The 15862-nt window shown below is 64.5% G+C and carries 12 protein-coding genes; 2 read left to right on the top strand and 10 right to left on the bottom strand.

Going from position 1 to position 15862, the window contains the following annotated elements:
• Nucleotides 1-7: 7 nt before the first annotated feature.
• Nucleotides 8-3625, bottom strand: coding sequence for a DUF748 domain-containing protein (locus tag Q1W26_RS16375; protein ID WP_300442411.1), 3618 nt, complete (start codon nucleotides 3623-3625; stop codon nucleotides 8-10).
• Between the two features lie 193 nt (nucleotides 3626-3818).
• Here Q1W26_RS16375 and Q1W26_RS16370 point away from each other — a divergent pair, with 193 nt between their 5' ends.
• Nucleotides 3819-5042 (top strand): NAD(P)/FAD-dependent oxidoreductase, encoded by a 1224-nt coding sequence (locus Q1W26_RS16370; RefSeq protein WP_300442409.1) that lies wholly within the window; start codon nucleotides 3819-3821, stop codon nucleotides 5040-5042.
• 74 nt (nucleotides 5043-5116) lie between these two features.
• Here Q1W26_RS16370 and ppa read toward each other — a convergent pair whose 3' ends face one another.
• From ppa to hemN, 5 genes are all read right to left on the bottom strand, one after another.
• Nucleotides 5117-5644 carry an inorganic diphosphatase gene (gene ppa / locus Q1W26_RS16365; protein ID WP_148579286.1) on the bottom strand — a complete coding sequence of 176 codons (528 nt, stop codon included), beginning with the start codon at nucleotides 5642-5644 and terminating at the stop codon, nucleotides 5117-5119.
• An 84-nt stretch (nucleotides 5645-5728) separates the two neighbouring features.
• Entirely contained in the window at nucleotides 5729-5935 is a 207-nt protein-coding gene (locus Q1W26_RS16360) for a cation transporter (protein WP_300442407.1), read from the bottom strand.
• A gap of 11 nt (nucleotides 5936-5946) precedes the next feature.
• Nucleotides 5947-8349, bottom strand: coding sequence for a heavy metal translocating P-type ATPase (locus Q1W26_RS16355; RefSeq protein ID WP_300442405.1), 2403 nt, complete (start codon nucleotides 8347-8349; stop codon nucleotides 5947-5949).
• Between the two features lie 104 nt (nucleotides 8350-8453).
• Nucleotides 8454-9161: a sulfite exporter TauE/SafE family protein gene (locus Q1W26_RS16350; protein WP_300442404.1), complete on the bottom strand. Its 708-nt coding sequence runs from the start codon at nucleotides 9159-9161 to the stop codon at nucleotides 8454-8456.
• 109 nt (nucleotides 9162-9270) lie between these two features.
• A complete protein-coding gene (gene hemN, locus Q1W26_RS16345; protein ID WP_300442403.1) occupies nucleotides 9271-10665 on the bottom strand; it encodes an oxygen-independent coproporphyrinogen III oxidase in 1395 nt (464 codons plus the stop codon).
• Between the two features lie 119 nt (nucleotides 10666-10784).
• On the opposite strand from hemN, the gene fnr reads away from it, so the two are divergent.
• Complete coding sequence (gene fnr, locus Q1W26_RS16340; RefSeq protein ID WP_300442401.1) at nucleotides 10785-11519, top strand: fumarate/nitrate reduction transcriptional regulator Fnr; 735 nt, start codon at nucleotides 10785-10787, stop codon at nucleotides 11517-11519.
• 79 nt (nucleotides 11520-11598) lie between these two features.
• On the opposite strand, the gene Q1W26_RS16335 is transcribed toward fnr, so the two are convergent.
• From Q1W26_RS16335 to Q1W26_RS16320, 4 genes are all read right to left on the bottom strand, one after another.
• On the bottom strand, nucleotides 11599-11985 hold the full coding sequence (locus Q1W26_RS16335) for a SirB2 family protein (RefSeq protein WP_300442399.1): 387 nt from the start codon (nucleotides 11983-11985) through the stop codon (nucleotides 11599-11601).
• A gap of 90 nt (nucleotides 11986-12075) precedes the next feature.
• Nucleotides 12076-12816: an MBL fold metallo-hydrolase gene (locus tag Q1W26_RS16330; RefSeq protein ID WP_300442398.1), complete on the bottom strand. Its 741-nt coding sequence runs from the start codon at nucleotides 12814-12816 to the stop codon at nucleotides 12076-12078.
• Nucleotides 12817-12822: 6 nt separating this feature from the next.
• The gene (locus Q1W26_RS16325) at nucleotides 12823-13446 is read right to left on the bottom strand and encodes a chemotaxis protein (RefSeq protein WP_300442396.1); all 624 of its coding nucleotides are present in this window, start codon (nucleotides 13444-13446) and stop codon (nucleotides 12823-12825) included.
• Nucleotides 13447-13594: 148 nt separating this feature from the next.
• A complete protein-coding gene (locus Q1W26_RS16320) occupies nucleotides 13595-15682 on the bottom strand; it encodes a hypothetical protein (protein ID WP_300442394.1) in 2088 nt (695 codons plus the stop codon).
• Nucleotides 15683-15862: the final 180 nt, after the last annotated feature.

Raw genomic sequence — 15862 nt, 5'->3', positions numbered from 1 at the left:
ACCTTCATCAGCGAAGCGAGAAATCCACCCGGCTGATCTTCGCCTTGGGCTGCTTGCCGTCGTCACCCTCGCGGCCGGCGAGCAGGAAGATGCGCTCGGCCGGGACATTGCCTTTTTCAAGCAGCCAGTTCTTTACCGCCTGGGCGCGCTGCTGGGCCAGCAGGCGCACGTCTTCGTCGCTGACCGGGGTGTTGGCGAGGATCAGCTTTTCCATTTCGGCAACGGGCAGATCCTTGGCAAGACCGATCACGTTGCGCGGCTTGGGAAACTTCTCGTCCTTGTACACCCGGGTCAGCAGCGCAGGATATTCGGCCGGCGGGATCTGCACCCGGCCATCCTCGCCCAGGGATTCACCCTTCTTCGCCATGTCCTTGACCTTCAGTCCTTCGACCTTGCCCATCAGCATGGCCTGCTTGAGGCCTTCGCGGTCGGTCGCCGGATCGATCCGGCCGGCGATCTCGAGCTTGAGCCCGGTCTTCTCGTTCATGACCTTGGCGATGGCGGCGAGCTTGGTCCCGGCAGCATCGGGCAGGCGTGCAAAACCGGGTTCGAAATCGACCCAGGCCATCTCCTCGCTGTTGCCGCCCATCATCGAGCCGAGCAAGGCAAAGGGCGAGGTGATCGCCTTGGTGATGAGATTGACGATGACCTTGACCACGATGCCGCCAATGCTGAATTGCGGATCATCCAGCGAGCCGCCGATCGGCAGATCGAGGTCGATCTCGCCACGGCTGTTCTTCAGGAGCGACACGGCCAGCAGCACCGGCAGCTTGAGGGCGGTCGGGCTGTCCACCTTGTCGCCGAAGGTCAGCTGGTCGAGGAAAACCTGGTTGGTGGCGCTGAGCTTGCGGTCTTCAACCTTGTAGTTGAGGGTGGCCGACAGCTTGCCCTTCTCGATGCCGTACCCCACGTATTTGCCGGCGTAGGTCGACACGCTGGAGAGCTCGAAATCCTTGACCGACGCCTTGATGTCCAGCGCCCGGTCCTGGCGGAAGGGGTTGAGCCTGCCCACCACTTCAACCGGCGCCGCGTTATCCACCTTGCCGCGCAGATCGAGTTCGGCGATGGTCGTCGGGTCGGACGAGAGGCCGTTGAGGCGCCCCCCCATGCCGGTGAGGTTGGCGTCGTAGTTGGGCTTGATGAAGCGGTCACTGTAGGCGATGTTGCCGCCCTGCAGCGTGATGCGCTTGATCGACAGCGGCATCATCGGCTCGGCGGGCGGGGCCATTTTTGCGGAGGTCGCGGCGGGCCCGGCCGGGGCGCTTCCGTTGGCCTGGGCGGCATTCTCTTCGGCCTTTTCCTCGTCGGCGCGCTGGGCGGTGATCTCGCGGATGTTGAGACCGCCCTTGGCGTCGAGAATCAGGCGCGTGTAGAAGTCGGACAGCGCAATATCGTCGATGCTCACCGACATCGGCGCAAAGCGGATGTCCATGCCATTGAAGTAGAGGGATTTCCACTTGAGGAAGTCGGTGGCATTGAGCTTGTCCACCGAAGCAAAATCGCCCACGGTCAGATTGCCCCGGAAGCTTCCCTTCACCGCTCCGCTCGCCGGCACCTCGAAGGCCAGTTTGCTGCGCGAGCTGACGTTGCCGCGGGTGATCGCGATCTTCACCCTCTCGGTCACGTAGGGCTGGAGCATGGCCAGATCAACGGCCCTCAGGTTCAGGTCGAGGTTGCCGGCCAGCGGCGTCAGGCCCAGCGTGCCGGCCACGCCGATTTTGCCGCGCTTATTGATCGACGATTGCAGATCGATCCTTGCCTTGCTGCCCTTGGCGGTGGACAGGCCGTCGATCTTCAAGGCCAGCGGTTCGGCATTCAAGACAATGGCCGGCGACAGGGTGCGATCCTCGACGCGCACGCCCCAGTCGTCGAGGGCCACGCGCTTCACATCCACCTGCCAGACCGACGCGGGCGCGGCACGCGTGGAAGCCGGGGCCTTTGCCACGGGCCGCAAGGCGGCCTTGCCGGGCTGGCCTTCGCGGGGCTCGGCGGCGATCTTCTGGGCGTTGAATACGCCCTCCTTGTCGCGCACCAGTGAAATTCGCGTCGCCTTGCCGCTCACCTCACCCACCGTCACCCGGTGACTGGCGCTATCCACGTTCGCATCGCGCACTTCCAGCAGGCCGACCCTGGCCAGCGGCGTCTTTTCGCCCTTGAATTGCACGCCGAGATCCTTCAGCGCCAGCAAGGCGGCCTTGAGCCTGATCTTCGGCTCGCTCCCCGCCTCCTGCAAAAACTCGTAGTCGACCTTGCCGTCGAGCTTGCCCGACAGCACTTCGCCCTGCTTGAGCACGCCAGCGAGATAAGACCTGGGGCCAACCAGATCCAGCCCGGCCAGATCCAGCGTGCCGACCGCCTTGAGCGGAGCGAGCGTGACGCTGCCCGTGTGCTCGAAGCGCTCGCCGACGGCAGTGGCAAAGCCGAAATCGAGCTCCGCCGGCGCGTTACCCGTCAGCGCAAACTTGCGCAACGAAACGTGGATGTCCTGCAGCGTTTTCTTGAAAACGCCGGCCGGCAGGTCATCCGAAAAATCCACGCGTCCGCCGGCAAGCTTGAACTCGCCGAGAGTGACCGCAAAGGGTTTGGCCGCTGCGGCCTCCGCCGGTGCCTGGGCCGCGGGAGCCGTTGACTGAACAGGCCTGGGAACCAGCGACAGCAGGCTGATGCGCCCATCGCGGTCACGGCTTGCGACGATTTCCGGCTTGTCCACGGCCACCGTGCCGAGGGCCAGTTCGCGGGCCAGCGGCGCCAGCTTGTCGATACCGATTTTCACCAGGGGCAGCCTGATCGCCGGGCTGCCGTCGGCATGCTGGATGTCCACGTCAGCCAGGCTGACGCCGCCCTTGAGCGTCACGCTCGGCGCTTCGCCGGCAGGCTGGGCAAAGGATGCCTCCAGGTCGGACGACAGGCGCGCGGCAGGCAGGCGGAAAGTTTTTTCCACGGGCAGATAGCCCACGTAACGGCTCAGATCGAAGCCGTCGAACTTGAGATCGACCACCGACTCGCGGGTGGCCGAAAACGGTCTGGCCTTGCCGCGGATGTCAAAAGGCGTGTCATTCACCTTCATCGACAGAAGCGGCTCGACAAAGGTTTCGACCTGTGAAGGCAGGTTGGAGACAAAGGGCACGCCGAGATCAAGATCGGCAATCACGTGCTTCTGACTGGCCGGCCGGTCGTCGAAATCGATGCGACCCTTTTCGATGCGGATATTGTGGATCGCGAAGTGGCTCTTCGAGCCGTCATCCGGCTTGGCCAGCATTTCATCGATGACATCCGACCAGTTGAAGCGCTGGCCCTCGAGGCGCACCACGCTCACCACCGGCTCGACCAGCCTGATCTCCTGAACCACCACACCGCCGCGGAACAGGGATTCGGCCTCGACGTTGGCGTACAGCGACGCGAAACTCATCGCGGTAGCGCCGCCTTCGCGCTCAAGAATGCGCAGGCCGCGCACCTCGGCCGACAGGGCGTAAGGATTGATCGACACACCCTCGATCGCTACCGGACGGTGGAGCAGTTCGCCGATCTTCGTTTCGGCGATGGATTTGACCAGCGGCGGCGCCGCCAGAAAACCCGCCACGCCAACCACCGCCATCACGCCGGCAGTCCACAAAGCCCACTTCAACGGCCTTCCGCCAGCCCCCAATTTCTGCACCATCGCTCGTGTTCCTTTTTCTGCGCACCGCTTCAGTGCGCGCTTTTCGTATCGTCCAAGCCTAGCAGGGGAAAGCCACAGTGAGAATGAAGTTGTGCGCGGAGTTTGCGGCAAGACAAGTCGCGGACTATCCTCCCCGACCTCTCCAGCATCCCGGCCCGTCATGAACCATCCTGCCCAGCCCTCCCACTTCGACGTCATCGTGATCGGCGCCGGCGCAGCCGGCATGATGTGCGCCGCCGAGGCCGGCCAGCGCGGGCGCCGCGTGCTGATCATCGACCACGCCGAAAAGCTCGCCGAGAAGATCCGCATCTCGGGCGGCGGCCGCTGCAATTTCACCAACCTCGAAGTCGGCATCGCCAACTACCTGTCGCGCAACCCGCAGTTCTGCCGCTCTGCGCTCAGCCGCTTCACGCCAGCCCACTTCATCGAAAGGGTGAACCGCCACGGCATCCGCTGGCACGAGCGAGAACACGGCCAGCTGTTTTGCGACGACTCCGCGCAGGACATCATCGACATGCTGCGTACCGGCTGCGACAGCGGCCAGGTGAGCTGGGCCATGCCCTGCCAACTTGAAACCATTGGCGCCGGCACCGAACCCGGCGCCCGCTTCATCCTCGACACCAGCCACGGCCGCTTCAGCTGCGAAAGCCTGGTGGTCGCCACCGGCGGGCTGTCGATTCCCAAGATCGGCGCCTCGCCGCTGGGCTACAAGATTGCCGAACAGTTCGGCCTTGCCATCGTGCCGCCCAAGCCGGCCCTTGTGCCGCTCACGCTGCCGCCGGAAGAACTGTCGATCTACAAGGAACTGGCCGGCATGGCTTTCGACGCGGTGGCCGAATGCGGCGCCGGGCGTTTTCGCGAAAACCTGCTGTTCACCCACCGCGGGCTGTCCGGCCCGGTGATCCTGCAAGCATCTTCCTACTGGCAGGCGCGGGATTACGGCGGCGACGAGGGTGGCAGCCAGGTCATGGTCGATCTCTTTCCGGCTGGCGATGTACGCCAGTGGCTGCTCGACAATGCCCGCAGCAAGCAACTGCTCGGCAACCTGCTTTCCGAACGGCTGCCCAAGCGCTTCGCCCACGCCTGGTGCGACCAGCGCGGCTGGAACAAGCCGGTCAACCAGTTCAACACCAGGGAACTCGACGCCATCGCCGACCTCCTTGCGCGCTGGGCCATCACGCCCAACGGCACGCTCGGCTACGCCAAGGCCGAAGTCACCCTCGGCGGCGTCGACACACGGGAGCTATCGTCAAAAACCATGGAAGCCCGCAAGGTGCCGGGGCTTTATTTTGTCGGCGAAGTGATGGACGTGACCGGCCACCTGGGCGGCTACAACTTCCAGTGGGCCTGGGCCAGCGGCCACGCGGCCGGGCAGGCGGTCTAGGACCACGTCCAGGCCGCCGCCAGAAACAACAAGGCCCGCACGTAGCGGGCCTTGTTCAACAACGTGCGAACGGCTTACTTGGCAGCAGCGGCCAGGCCGTTGACGATTTCCTGCTTGGCTTCTTCAACGGTGCCCCAGCCCAGGATCTTGACCCACTTGCCCGGCTCCAGATCCTTGTAGTGCTCGAAGAAATGCACGGTCTGCTTCATCAGCAGCTCGGGCAGATCGTCGGTGGTCTGAACCTTGTCGTACAGCGGGGTCAGCTTGGAGACGGGCACAGCCACAACCTTGGCATCCACGCCGCCGTCATCTTCCATCTTCAGCACGCCCACCGGGCGGCAGCGGATGACCACGCCCGGCGCCAGCGGGAAGGGGGTAACGACCAGCACGTCCACCGGATCGCCGTCGCCGGCAACGGTGTGCGGCACATAGCCGTAGTTGATCGGGTAACGCATGGAGGTGCCCATGAAACGGTCGACGAAAATCGCGCCGCTATCCTTGTCCACCTCGAACTTGATCGGATCGCCCTGGGCGGAAATCTCGATGATCACGTTGATGTCGTTCGGAACGTCCTTGCCGGCCTTGACCTGATCGAAACCCATTTTCTACCTCCCGTTGTTATTGAATGAATTCAGCCCGCGATTATAAGGGAGCTATGTGAATCCGGGATAAACCCTTGCTCCGAATCAGGCCGCGTCGAAGCCGCAATCCTCGATTACGGTGCGCAGCGCATTGGCCGACACTTTTGCCGGATCGTAGCCGACCCGCGCCTCGCCCGCCTCCAGTGACACCTCCACGCTGGCCACACCGGCCAAGCCGGACAGCGCGCCGGTGAGGTTTTTGACGCAGCCCTGGCAGCTCATGCCGCCCACCTTGATCACTACATTTTCCATCGTGCTTCCTTTCAGTTTTTACCGGAGCGCCAGCGCCTGAGCAGCAGCGAGTTGCTCACGACCGACACCGAACTCATCGCCATCGCCGCCCCGGCGATCACCGGGTTGAGCAGCCCGAGGGCGGCGGCCGGAATGCCGAGAATATTGTAGATAAAGGCAAAGAACAGATTCTGGCGGATCTTGCCGAGGGTGGCCCGCGAGAGTGAAATCGCGTCGGCAACGCTGCCCAGATCGTTCCTCACCAGCGTGAGGTCGGCTGCCTCGATGGCCACGTCGGAGCCTGCGCCAATGGCGAAGGACACGTCGGCCGCCGCCAGCGCCGGCGCGTCATTGATGCCGTCGCCCACCATGCCGACGAGGCCCTTTCCGCGCAGCGCCTCCACCGCAGCCGCCTTGTCGCCGGGCAGCACCTGGGCACGAAACTCGGTAATGCCGGCCTCCGCGGCAATGCGCGCGGCAGCGGCCGGATGGTCACCGGTCAACATCACGACCCGCACCCCCATCGCCTGCAGGCGCTGAACGGCGGCCTTCGAGGTGGCGCGCAGCGGGTCGGCGATGCCGAGGGCGCCAAGCGCCTTGCCATCGGCCGCCACGCCCACCGGCGTCAGCGCTGCCGCAAGCAGCGGGTCGAGCACGTCGGCCGGCAGCGGCACGCCGCGCTCGGCCAGAAAATCCGGCGAACCGACCAGCACGTCCTGATTGCCCACGCGGCCGGTCACGCCTTTGCCACCAACGGCCGTGACCGCTTCGGCCTGCTCCGGCGCCAGGCCGGCAGCCCGGGCAAGCTCGACCACCGCCCGGGCCAGCGGGTGATGACTCGCCTGCTCGAGACTCGCCGCCAGCACCAGCATGTGGTCATGATCGACTCCCGCCGCGGTGCGTACATCCAGCACCGCCGGCCGGCCCTCGGTGAGGGTGCCCGTCTTGTCCACCACCAGCGTCCGGATCTGCTCTGCCTGCTCCAGCGCCTCCGCGTTGCGCACCAGAATGCCGGCTCCGGCGCCCTGCCCCGTGCCCACCATCACCGCCGTCGGCGTTGCCAGCCCCAGCGCACACGGGCAGGCGATCACCAGCACCGCGACGCTATTGACCAGCGCCGGCGCCAACTCGCCGCCAAACCACCACCAGCCGGCAAAAGTGGCCAGCGCAATGCCCACCACCACCGGCACGAAAATCGCCGAGATGCGGTCGGCCAGTCGCTGTACCGCCGGCTTGCCACCCTGGGCCTGCTCCACCAGCCGCACGATGCCGGCGAGCAAGGTTTCGGCCCCCACGCCGGTGGCGCGGCAGCGCAGCACGCCGTTGCCGTTCACCGTCGCAGCAAAAACAGAATCGCCCGCGAGCTTGGCCACCGGCACGCTCTCGCCGGTCAGCATGGCCTCATCGGCCGACGATTCGCCGGACAGCACCTCGCCATCGACGGGAACCGAATCCCCCGGCCGCAACACGAAAACCATGCCTGCCACCACCTGGGCGACCGGTAACTCGACCAGCTGCCCCTCACGTTCGATCCACGCCGTGGGCGGCTGCAGGCGCAACAGCGCCTCGACGGCCGCCGACGTACGTGCCCGGGCGCGCGCTTCGAGCAGCTTGCCGAGAAGCACCAGCGTGATGATGCTGGCCGACGCTTCGAAATAAACGTGAAGCTCATGCCGATCGAGCAACACCACGGCAAGACTGAAAAAGTAAGCCACGCTGGTGCCAAGGGCCACCAGCACGTCCATGTTGGCGCCACCGCCCCGCAGCGAAGACCAGGCGCCCCGGTAGAAACGCCGTCCGATCCAGAACTGCACCGGCGTAGCCAGCAGGCACTGCAGCCAGCGCGGCAGCCATTCGTCGTGGTGGGCAGAGCCCTGGAAGCCGGCGCCGAGCATGCCGAACATCTGCACCAGAAAAGGCAGACTCAGCAGCGCTGAAATCCAGAAAAGGCGCAGCTCGGCACGGAACTCGGCCGCCTTGCGGGCGTGCTCGGCTTCCCGGTCGCGACCGGCGACGGGCGTCGCGGTAAAGCCGGCCTGACTGATCGCCGCGACGATGGCCGCCGAATCGGCGAGGCCCGGCGTGTAGCGCACCTGCGCCGTCTCGGCGGCAAAATTGACGCTGCCCTCGACGCCCGGCAGGCGATTGACGACCTTCTCGATGCGCGCCGCACAGGCCGCGCAGCTCATGCCGGCAATGCCCAGTTCGAGCACCTGCGGCGCCACGTCGAAACCCGCCTTGCGGATGGCGGCAAGGATGTCGACCGCGGCGGCGCCATCCGGAGCGGCCGACACGCGGGCCTTTTCGGTGGCGAAATTGACCCTCGCCTCCACGCCCGGCAAGCGGTTCAACACTTTCTCGAGGCGCACGGCGCAGGCCGCGCAGCTCATGCCGGAAACCGGCAAATCGTAGCCCACGCCTCGCTCGTCGCCCATGATCGCGCCCCTAGCCGGCCCGCCGTGAAACAGCGGAATCGTCGATGGCAAAAAGCATTCTCATGGTTGCAGCCCTTGAACAAAGAACGCAAAGAACGGAAAAATCAGAAATGGCAGACCACGCCATTCCACAACGCGCTGCCGAGGCTGGGGGTGTTCACCAATCCATAAACGCCAAACGCCAGCACTACCAGTCCAGACCCCGTCCGGACGGCCTGGTTCCGCACCACGTCGCGCAGGCGCTTGAGAATCATGCCGGCAAGCATCAGGTTGGGCAGCGTACCGAGCCCGAAAGCCAGCATCAGCCCCGCACCACGTTCCGCCGCACCGGTGACGAGCGCGGTGGCGAGCACGCTGTACACGAGACCGCAGGGCAGAAAACCCCACAGCAGCCCGAGAGGAAAAGCCTGCGCCACGCTGCGCGCCGGCAGGAAGCGCCGGGTGAGCGGCTGAATGCGCGCCCACAGGCGATGGCCGAGTTTTTCGACGCCCGACAGCGCACGGGTGAAGCCGGTGAGATAAAGCCCCAGCGCCACCAGCATCAGGTTGGCCGCCACGTAAAGCCCGAGCTGGATCGGCAGGATGTCGTTGAACAGCATCCCCACCGTACCGATGGCGCCCATCGCCGCACCCGCCACGGTATAGCTGGTGATGCGCCCGATGTTATAGGCCAGGTGCAGCGGCCACTCCCGGCGACGTTGGCCGGGAAGCTGCACCGTGAGCGCGCTGACGATCCCGCCACACATGCCGATGCAGTGCGTGCCGCCCAGCAGGCCGATCAGGAAAACTGCGAAATAGCCGGTTTCAGGCATGGTCTGGACCCACAAAAAAAGAAACGCCCCGCGGAGTCACGGGGCGCATCGGATACCGCATCACAACGCATTCTAGCCCGGCCACCGGAGGGCAGCCAGCCGGAAGGCTTCAGATCACTTTCGAATAACGGGTGCGCTCGCGGTCGGAACGCAGGTAGCGGTCGAAAACCATGGCAATTGCCCGCACCAGCATGCGGCCGGCCGGCAGCACGGTGATCCACTGCTCGTCGATCTGCAGCAGTCCGCCCTTCTCCATGTCACGCAGGTCGGCGATCTCGGAGGCGAAATACGTTTTGAAGTCGATCAGGTGGGCGATTTCGATGGATTCGATCGACAGCTCGAAATGGCACATCAGCGCCTGGATGATCGAGCGGCGCAGAAGGTCGTCCGGGGTAAGCTCGATACCGCGCAGCACCGGCAGGCGGCCGGTGTCGAGGATGTCGTAGTACTCGTCCAGGGTTTTTACGTTTTGCGCGTAGGTTGGGCCCACCTTGCCGATGGCCGACACACCGAAGGCCAGCAGGTCGCACTCGGCGTAGGTGGAATAACCCTGGAAGTTGCGGTGCAGACGGCCCTGACGCTGGGCGGTGGTAAGCTCGTCAGTCGGCTTGGCGAAGTGGTCCATGCCGATGAACACGTAGCCGGCCTCGGTCAGGCGGCGGATCGCCAGCTGCATGATCTGCAGCTTGGTTTCACCGGACGGCAACTGCGCATCGACGATGCGGCGCTGCGGCTTGAAGAGGCTGGGCAGATGCGCGTAGTTGTAGATCGACAGGCGGTCGGGCGACAGCGACAGGATTTGTTCCAGCGTGCGGTTGAAGCTGATGACGTTCTGCTTGGGCAGACCATAGATCAGGTCCACACTGATCGACTTGAAGCCGTGGGCACGGGCGGCATCGATCACCAGGCGGGTTTCGTCCTCGCTCTGGACACGGTTCACCGCCTTTTGCACATCGGGGTTGAAATCCTGGATGCCGACACTCATGCGGTTGAAGCCGAGTTCGGCCAGCAGCGCAACGGTGGCCTCATCGACCTTGCGCGGGTCGACCTCAATGGAATACTCGCCATCGGGCACCAGCGTGAAATGCTTCTTCACGATGCCCATCAGCTGGCGCAGTTCATCATGGGAGAGGAAGGTGGGCGTACCGCCGCCCAGGTGCAGTTGAAGCACTTCCCGCGGCCCCTGCAGGCAGGCGGCCTGGAGATCGACTTCCTTTTCGAGGTATTCGAGATACTTGGCCGAGCGGCCGTGGTCCTTCGTGATGATCTTGTTGCAGGCGCAGTAGTAGCAGATCGTATTGCAGAAGGGGATGTGGAAGTATAATGAAAGAGGTTTGCCAATACCGCCAATCGACCGCTTTCCGAGCCAGTGGCAAAGCGCATCAGAGTTGAACGCTTCAACAAAGCGGTCAGCGGTGGGGTACGAGGTGTACCTCGGGCCATTCACATCGAACTTGCGAATGAGCTCGGGGTCGAAAATCAGGTCTTTTTGAATCGTGTTCATGGTGAGACTTCTGTTGGTTGCCTGAAACAATCGCAGAATCACCCCCGAATAGTATTGATGTGGATCAAAGGGCTCCAAAGGTTGGTAAAACCCCTTAGCTCAGGTGATTGCCCGTGCAGATGAAATCGGTAGTTCCGGTAACGACAACAGAGATCAAGACGGCCTGCTCCCAGTGCAACCTGCGGGAGCTGTGCCTGCCTTTCGGCCTTGACCCCCGGGAGGTCGACCAGCTCGACGAGCTCGTCGGTGCCCGCCGCAAGATCAAGCGCCAGCAGCATCTCTACCGCTCGGGCGACGGCTTCGAGGCGATCTACGCGATCCGCGCCGGCTCCTTCAAAACCGACGTCATCCTGGAGGACGGCCGCGACCAGGTGACCGGCTTCCAGATGACCGGCGAAGTCCTCGGCCTCGACGGCATCAGCACGGAGCACCACTCCTGCAATGCCATCGCCCTCGAAGACAGCGAAGTCTGCGTGATTCCGTTCAGCCGCCTTGAAGAACTGTCCCGCCAGGTCGAAAGCCTGCAGCACCAGTTCCACAAAATCATGAGCCGCGAAATCGTTCGCGACCACGGCGTGATGATGCTGCTCGGCTCGATGCGCGCCGAAGAGCGGCTGGCGGCCTTCCTGCTCAACATGTCACAGCGTTTCACGGCGCGGGGCTTCTCGCCGTCCGAGTTTCACCTGCGCATGACCCGCGACGAGATCGGCTCCTACCTCGGGCTCAAGCTAGAAACCGTCTCGCGTGCCTTCTCGCGCTTCCAGGAAGAAGGCCTGGTGGCCGTCCAGCAGAAGCACATCCGCATTCTCGACACCCCCGGCCTCAAGCGCCTGCTCAACCACCACGCAGCGTAAAACCCTGCACAAAGCGCAAACTGCGGCGAATCGACGCCGAAGCCGCCTGATCAGGCGGCAAGCGGCAGCTCGCTGGTGACTAGATGCCGCCCAGAAAGCCGAGCGGATTCTTGCTGAGCGCCACCGACACGATGTAAGCGAAGGTGGCCAGCGCAGCCAGGAATGCGACCCGCCTCACGCCAGACGGCCGTCCAGGCTTGAGCGCCAGCATGCCCAGCCCGATGTAAGCCAGCAGGCCCAGCACCTTGGCGGTCAGCCAGCCTTGCACAAAGGGATACTGGCCGGACATCCAGGCCAGCGTGATGGCACTGCCCAGGAGGCAGGTATCGATGATGTGCGGCAGGCGGCGGGTCAGTTTCGCCCGAAGCAGGCCCGAGCCGGTGATCGCCCACCATCCGCGCAATGCAAAACCTGCGCCGCTCAGCACGACGCAGGTGATGTGGAAATGCTTGAGAGCCAGGTACATGTCGCCTCGAAGTGACGCGTCGAAAAACAGCCGGCGGCAGCGGCAAGCTGAAAAACGTCACCGGGCCCCGCAGGCGTGGAGCCCTGAACTTTATCCGCGCAGCACGCCGACTTCCAGCGCCGCGAACCAGTTGATGAAGCGCTGCACGTCGGCGCCCTGGTAGATGGCGCCGTGCTGCGGCACCAGCATGTCGATATCGAGGCGCGAAACCCGCTCACACCAGTCGCGCTTGGCCTTGTCCGAACCCATCCAGCGCTTGTGGAAACCTTCGGCATGGCGGATGTGGCGGGAGAAATCCTCCACGTAAAGGTTGTTCTGATCGGGCGGCAGCAACGCGGCACCCACATCGCCGGAAAACAGGATCTTGGATTTCGGGTCGTACAGGTGATGGTTGCCGGACGAGTGCAGGTAATGGGCAGGAATCGCCTGCAACTCCAGCCCGCCAAGCTTGATCGTCATGCCCGGATCGGGGATCGGCACGAAGGTGGAATCGGTTCCGCCGAAGTGGGGCAGGAAGGATTGCCACAGCCAGCTGGTGTAGCACTTGAGGTCAGGCTTGAATTCGAGCCACAGGGCCAGCGACGAGATGATGTCCGGATCCTGGTGGGAGGCGAAGATGCCCGCGAGCGTGGTCGGGTCGCACTCGGCCGACAGCGCCGAGAACACCGACGGAAATATCTCGATGCCGCCCGGATCGCACAACAGTGCCTCGTTACCATCGACGATCACGTATTCGTTGGTATCGATGATGTAGCCGGGTTTGCTCGGGTCGCGGGCAATCGCCAGCCAGCGATGTTCGTCGTCCTGGTAGATACAGTGAGCCTGCTTCATGGGTTTTCAGTCCTTTACTAGCCGTTCCTTGCCAAGCACTTCGAGGGATCGCTTGATCTGGGCGATCACCTCCGCGAAATCCGTCGAGACCTGCATCAACGCCGGGCTGAAGCCACCGCCGTAGGCCGCCTCGATCTTGGCCGAGCGGGCCAGCACGCCGCCCAGTTCGACCAGTTGTTGGGTTTCTTCCACGGCTGCACGCAGGCGCAGGTCGAGGGCTCGCAGGCTTGCCTGCTGTTCGGCCAGGCGCAAGGCGCCGCGCTTTCTCGCTTCACGCACACCGGGCACGCCTTCGCCGCTCAGGCGGAACGCCTCGGTGAGAATCGCGGTGTTGCGCTGTTGCTGGACGACTCCGGTCACGCTGCCGACCGAGCCGGACGTCATGTCACGCAGGGACGACATGCGACGTGTCAGATCCTGGGCGAAGCGGCGCAGCTCGTTGGACAGCACCCCGAAACCCAGGGCCGCGTTGCCGGCCCGCTTGGCCAGGAAGATGGCGTTGAGGGCCATCAGGTTGATGCGGAAGGCCGTCGCAACGATGGCCTTGATCTCTTCATTGACCAGGACGATGCCGGCCAGTTCGCCGCTGCGGCGAGGGGGTGGTTTCAGATTTCGTTCAGGCGCGTTCATACCGGGCTCTCGGGCGGCGGGCAGCCGCATAGGGGCGCATTGATCGGGGCTGGCGCAGCGTCCACCCTGATCCGGAAGGAATGAACAGGCCGGTCGCCGCGGGAGGATTAACGGCGGCCGGCCGGCAAGCTTGAGCCCGGCGGGGTCGTCACGAAGTGACGGCAGAGCGCATTGGCGGCAGGAAGAAATCGCGCGGTCGGGTGCGCAGGCGCAGCCACAGGCGACGGCGCAATTCACGCAGGTCGGCCCTGGGCAGATCGTAGGCGCGCACTGCAGTGAGCAGCGACAGCGCAAAGCTCACCCCCAGGTTGAGGACGAACATCACGGCAACCCCGGCAATCGCCAGGGTGAGCAGTCCGGTGCCCACCAGCGGCAACTCCAGCGACGAGGTGGCAAGGCTCAGGATGCCGGAGTTGAGCGTCACGTGGCGCACGTCGAGGGGCAGGCCAAAAAACTTGCCCAGCACCGGGGTCATGCCAAGCATGAGGCCCAGCGAGATGTTGGTGGCCCAGCCCGACATGTTGCGCGACACGACGCCTGCGAGGCGGATCATGCGCATCGGCCCGAAGCGCCGGCCCAGCCGGTGTTCGGCAATCGCCTGGGGCAGCCGGTGATACACGACCCAGTTATCCACCCAGCCACCGACGAGGGCGGCGAGATAGAGCACGACGCCGGTGAGCGCGGCGTAGAACACCGTGCCGCTATCCACCGGGCTCAGCGAGTGGAACACGTACGCGGCCTCGGAGGCGGACAGGTAGGAGTGGCCAGTCACGAATTGCCACATGGCGTCGAAGGCGTAGGCCCCGGTGGCCACCAGCACCACGTTGGCGATGGTGGCGGCAAGCTGGGAGCGGCAGATACACGCGGCGTAATCGACGATCACGTCGAGCCGTTCGCCGCCTTTTCTGTCTCGGATGATCGCCGCGAAGGCCGCCGCGGTCATCGCCGGCTGCTTGGTGGCGAGCATGAGGCCGAAGGCCTGCAGCAGCAGAAAACTCAGCGCGTAATTGAGGCCCGAGGTGAAGCCTTCGACAAACAGCGCGAGGCCCGCGCCGGCAATGGCCATTTTCGCGGCCGCGGTGCCCACGGTCAGCAGGCCGCCACCGGCCGCCGCGATCCAGATGTGACGGTAGTCGTCGGGCGTTTCGGCGATGTAGTGCTCGCCCGTTTCGCCCGCCCGGTCGACGATGCGGCGCTGAAGCCGCTGCAGGTTGCTGCGCACCAGGTGGCGCAGGCTGGTGCTTTCATGGGCCGCGTAGGCGAGTTGCTGCCAAAGCAGCAGTTGCGGGCCGGGCGCCCCCGGCTCGGCGCTCATCACGCCGACGATGCTTTCCATGCGGGCGAGGCAGCGCTCCAGCACATCGAGGCCGTAGACGATATCGACGCTGATGCCTTCCGACTCCAGACGTTTTGAAATGAGCTGCATCTCCTCCCGGCACGCCTCCAGGTCGGCCTGCCAGGCATCTAGCAAAGGCCCGGAAATCCGCTGCTGCTCCCACGCGCACAGCAGGTTTTCGCCGCTGTCGGCAAGCCGCTTGAACGGCGAGGCGGCCACCGGGCGGCGCTCGCTGCGGGTCCGCAGCTTGAGCGACAAGCCCTGCCCCTGCACCCGCGCCACAAGCAGCCGGAAGCCGTCGGCCATGGCGCTGCGCAGAGCCTGAGCCATTTCCGGCTCGGTGCTCGGGAAGAGGATGTCCACGGCACGCTGAAAGGTGGACGGCTGCAGCCCGCGGATCAGGGTCAGATCCCGGTCACGCCGGAAACTGCGGCTCACCAGGTGGGACAGATCGTGATCGTCCCGCGGCGAGGGGATCAGTTTCGCGGTCAGGCGGTCGCCGAATTCGGACAGGAAGCCCCGGTCACTGGGAATGCCCACTTCGCCGAACAGGTTGGCAGCGTCGGTTTCGTCGAGGATCGCCCGGATGGCCCGGCGCACGTCGGCGGCCAGATCGGAATTGGCCGCGAGCACGTCCATCAGCACGGCGAAACGCTGGGTGGCCGAGCCGTGAACATCGACCGTATCGATATAGACGTCGTTCCAGAGCGAGCCGCCCGCCAGCCAGGCGGTCAGGTCACGCCAGGCATCGAGGCGGTCGGGCAGATCAGCAGCGTCGATCAGCGCATGAAGCCGCGCGGCGAGTTTCGGGAGGTCGCGCTGGCTTTGGCGCTGGGGAGGCAGTGCGGCATGAATACACGCAAGAACTGCATCCGGTGAGAGGGGCGGAGTCAGGGTCAAATTATTCTGCATACGTGGATTGTGACCCGGGTGAGCACAATTTGTTCGCGCAAAAATTTATTGTTTCATCTCGGGGCCAACCCGCGCCGTGCGCGAAACCAGCGCAGAGCCCCGGCCTGCCGGACGCCCCGGGTGACGACAAACCCTGCGGCAAAAACACGTACTTCTGAGCTCCGGATT

It is taken from the genome of Zoogloea sp. (genome assembly GCF_030157465.1).
GTDB lineage: Bacteria > Pseudomonadota > Gammaproteobacteria > Burkholderiales > Rhodocyclaceae > Zoogloea.
This window is presented reverse-complemented; position numbering and strand designations above follow the sequence as displayed.

Excerpts from the sequence above, each read along its gene's own strand:
- ppa (WP_148579286.1), bottom strand. The coding sequence starts at position 5,644 with ATGGGTTTCGATCAGGTCAAGGCCGGCAAGGACGTTCCGAACGACATC.
- Q1W26_RS16350 (WP_300442404.1), bottom strand. The coding sequence starts at position 9,161 with ATGCCTGAAACCGGCTATTTCGCAGTTTTCCTGATCGGCCTGCTGGGC.
- Q1W26_RS16325 (WP_300442396.1), bottom strand. The coding sequence starts at position 13,446 with ATGAACGCGCCTGAACGAAATCTGAAACCACCCCCTCGCCGCAGCGGC.
- Q1W26_RS16335 (WP_300442399.1), bottom strand. The coding sequence starts at position 11,985 with ATGTACCTGGCTCTCAAGCATTTCCACATCACCTGCGTCGTGCTGAGC.
- Q1W26_RS16330 (WP_300442398.1), bottom strand. The coding sequence starts at position 12,816 with ATGAAGCAGGCTCACTGTATCTACCAGGACGACGAACATCGCTGGCTG.
- Q1W26_RS16355 (WP_300442405.1), bottom strand. The coding sequence starts at position 8,349 with ATGGGCGACGAGCGAGGCGTGGGCTACGATTTGCCGGTTTCCGGCATG.
- Q1W26_RS16360 (WP_300442407.1), bottom strand. The coding sequence starts at position 5,935 with ATGGAAAATGTAGTGATCAAGGTGGGCGGCATGAGCTGCCAGGGCTGC.
- Q1W26_RS16370 (WP_300442409.1), top strand. The coding sequence starts at position 3,819 with ATGAACCATCCTGCCCAGCCCTCCCACTTCGACGTCATCGTGATCGGC.
- hemN (WP_300442403.1), bottom strand. The coding sequence starts at position 10,665 with ATGAACACGATTCAAAAAGACCTGATTTTCGACCCCGAGCTCATTCGC.
- fnr (WP_300442401.1), top strand. The coding sequence starts at position 10,785 with ATGAAATCGGTAGTTCCGGTAACGACAACAGAGATCAAGACGGCCTGC.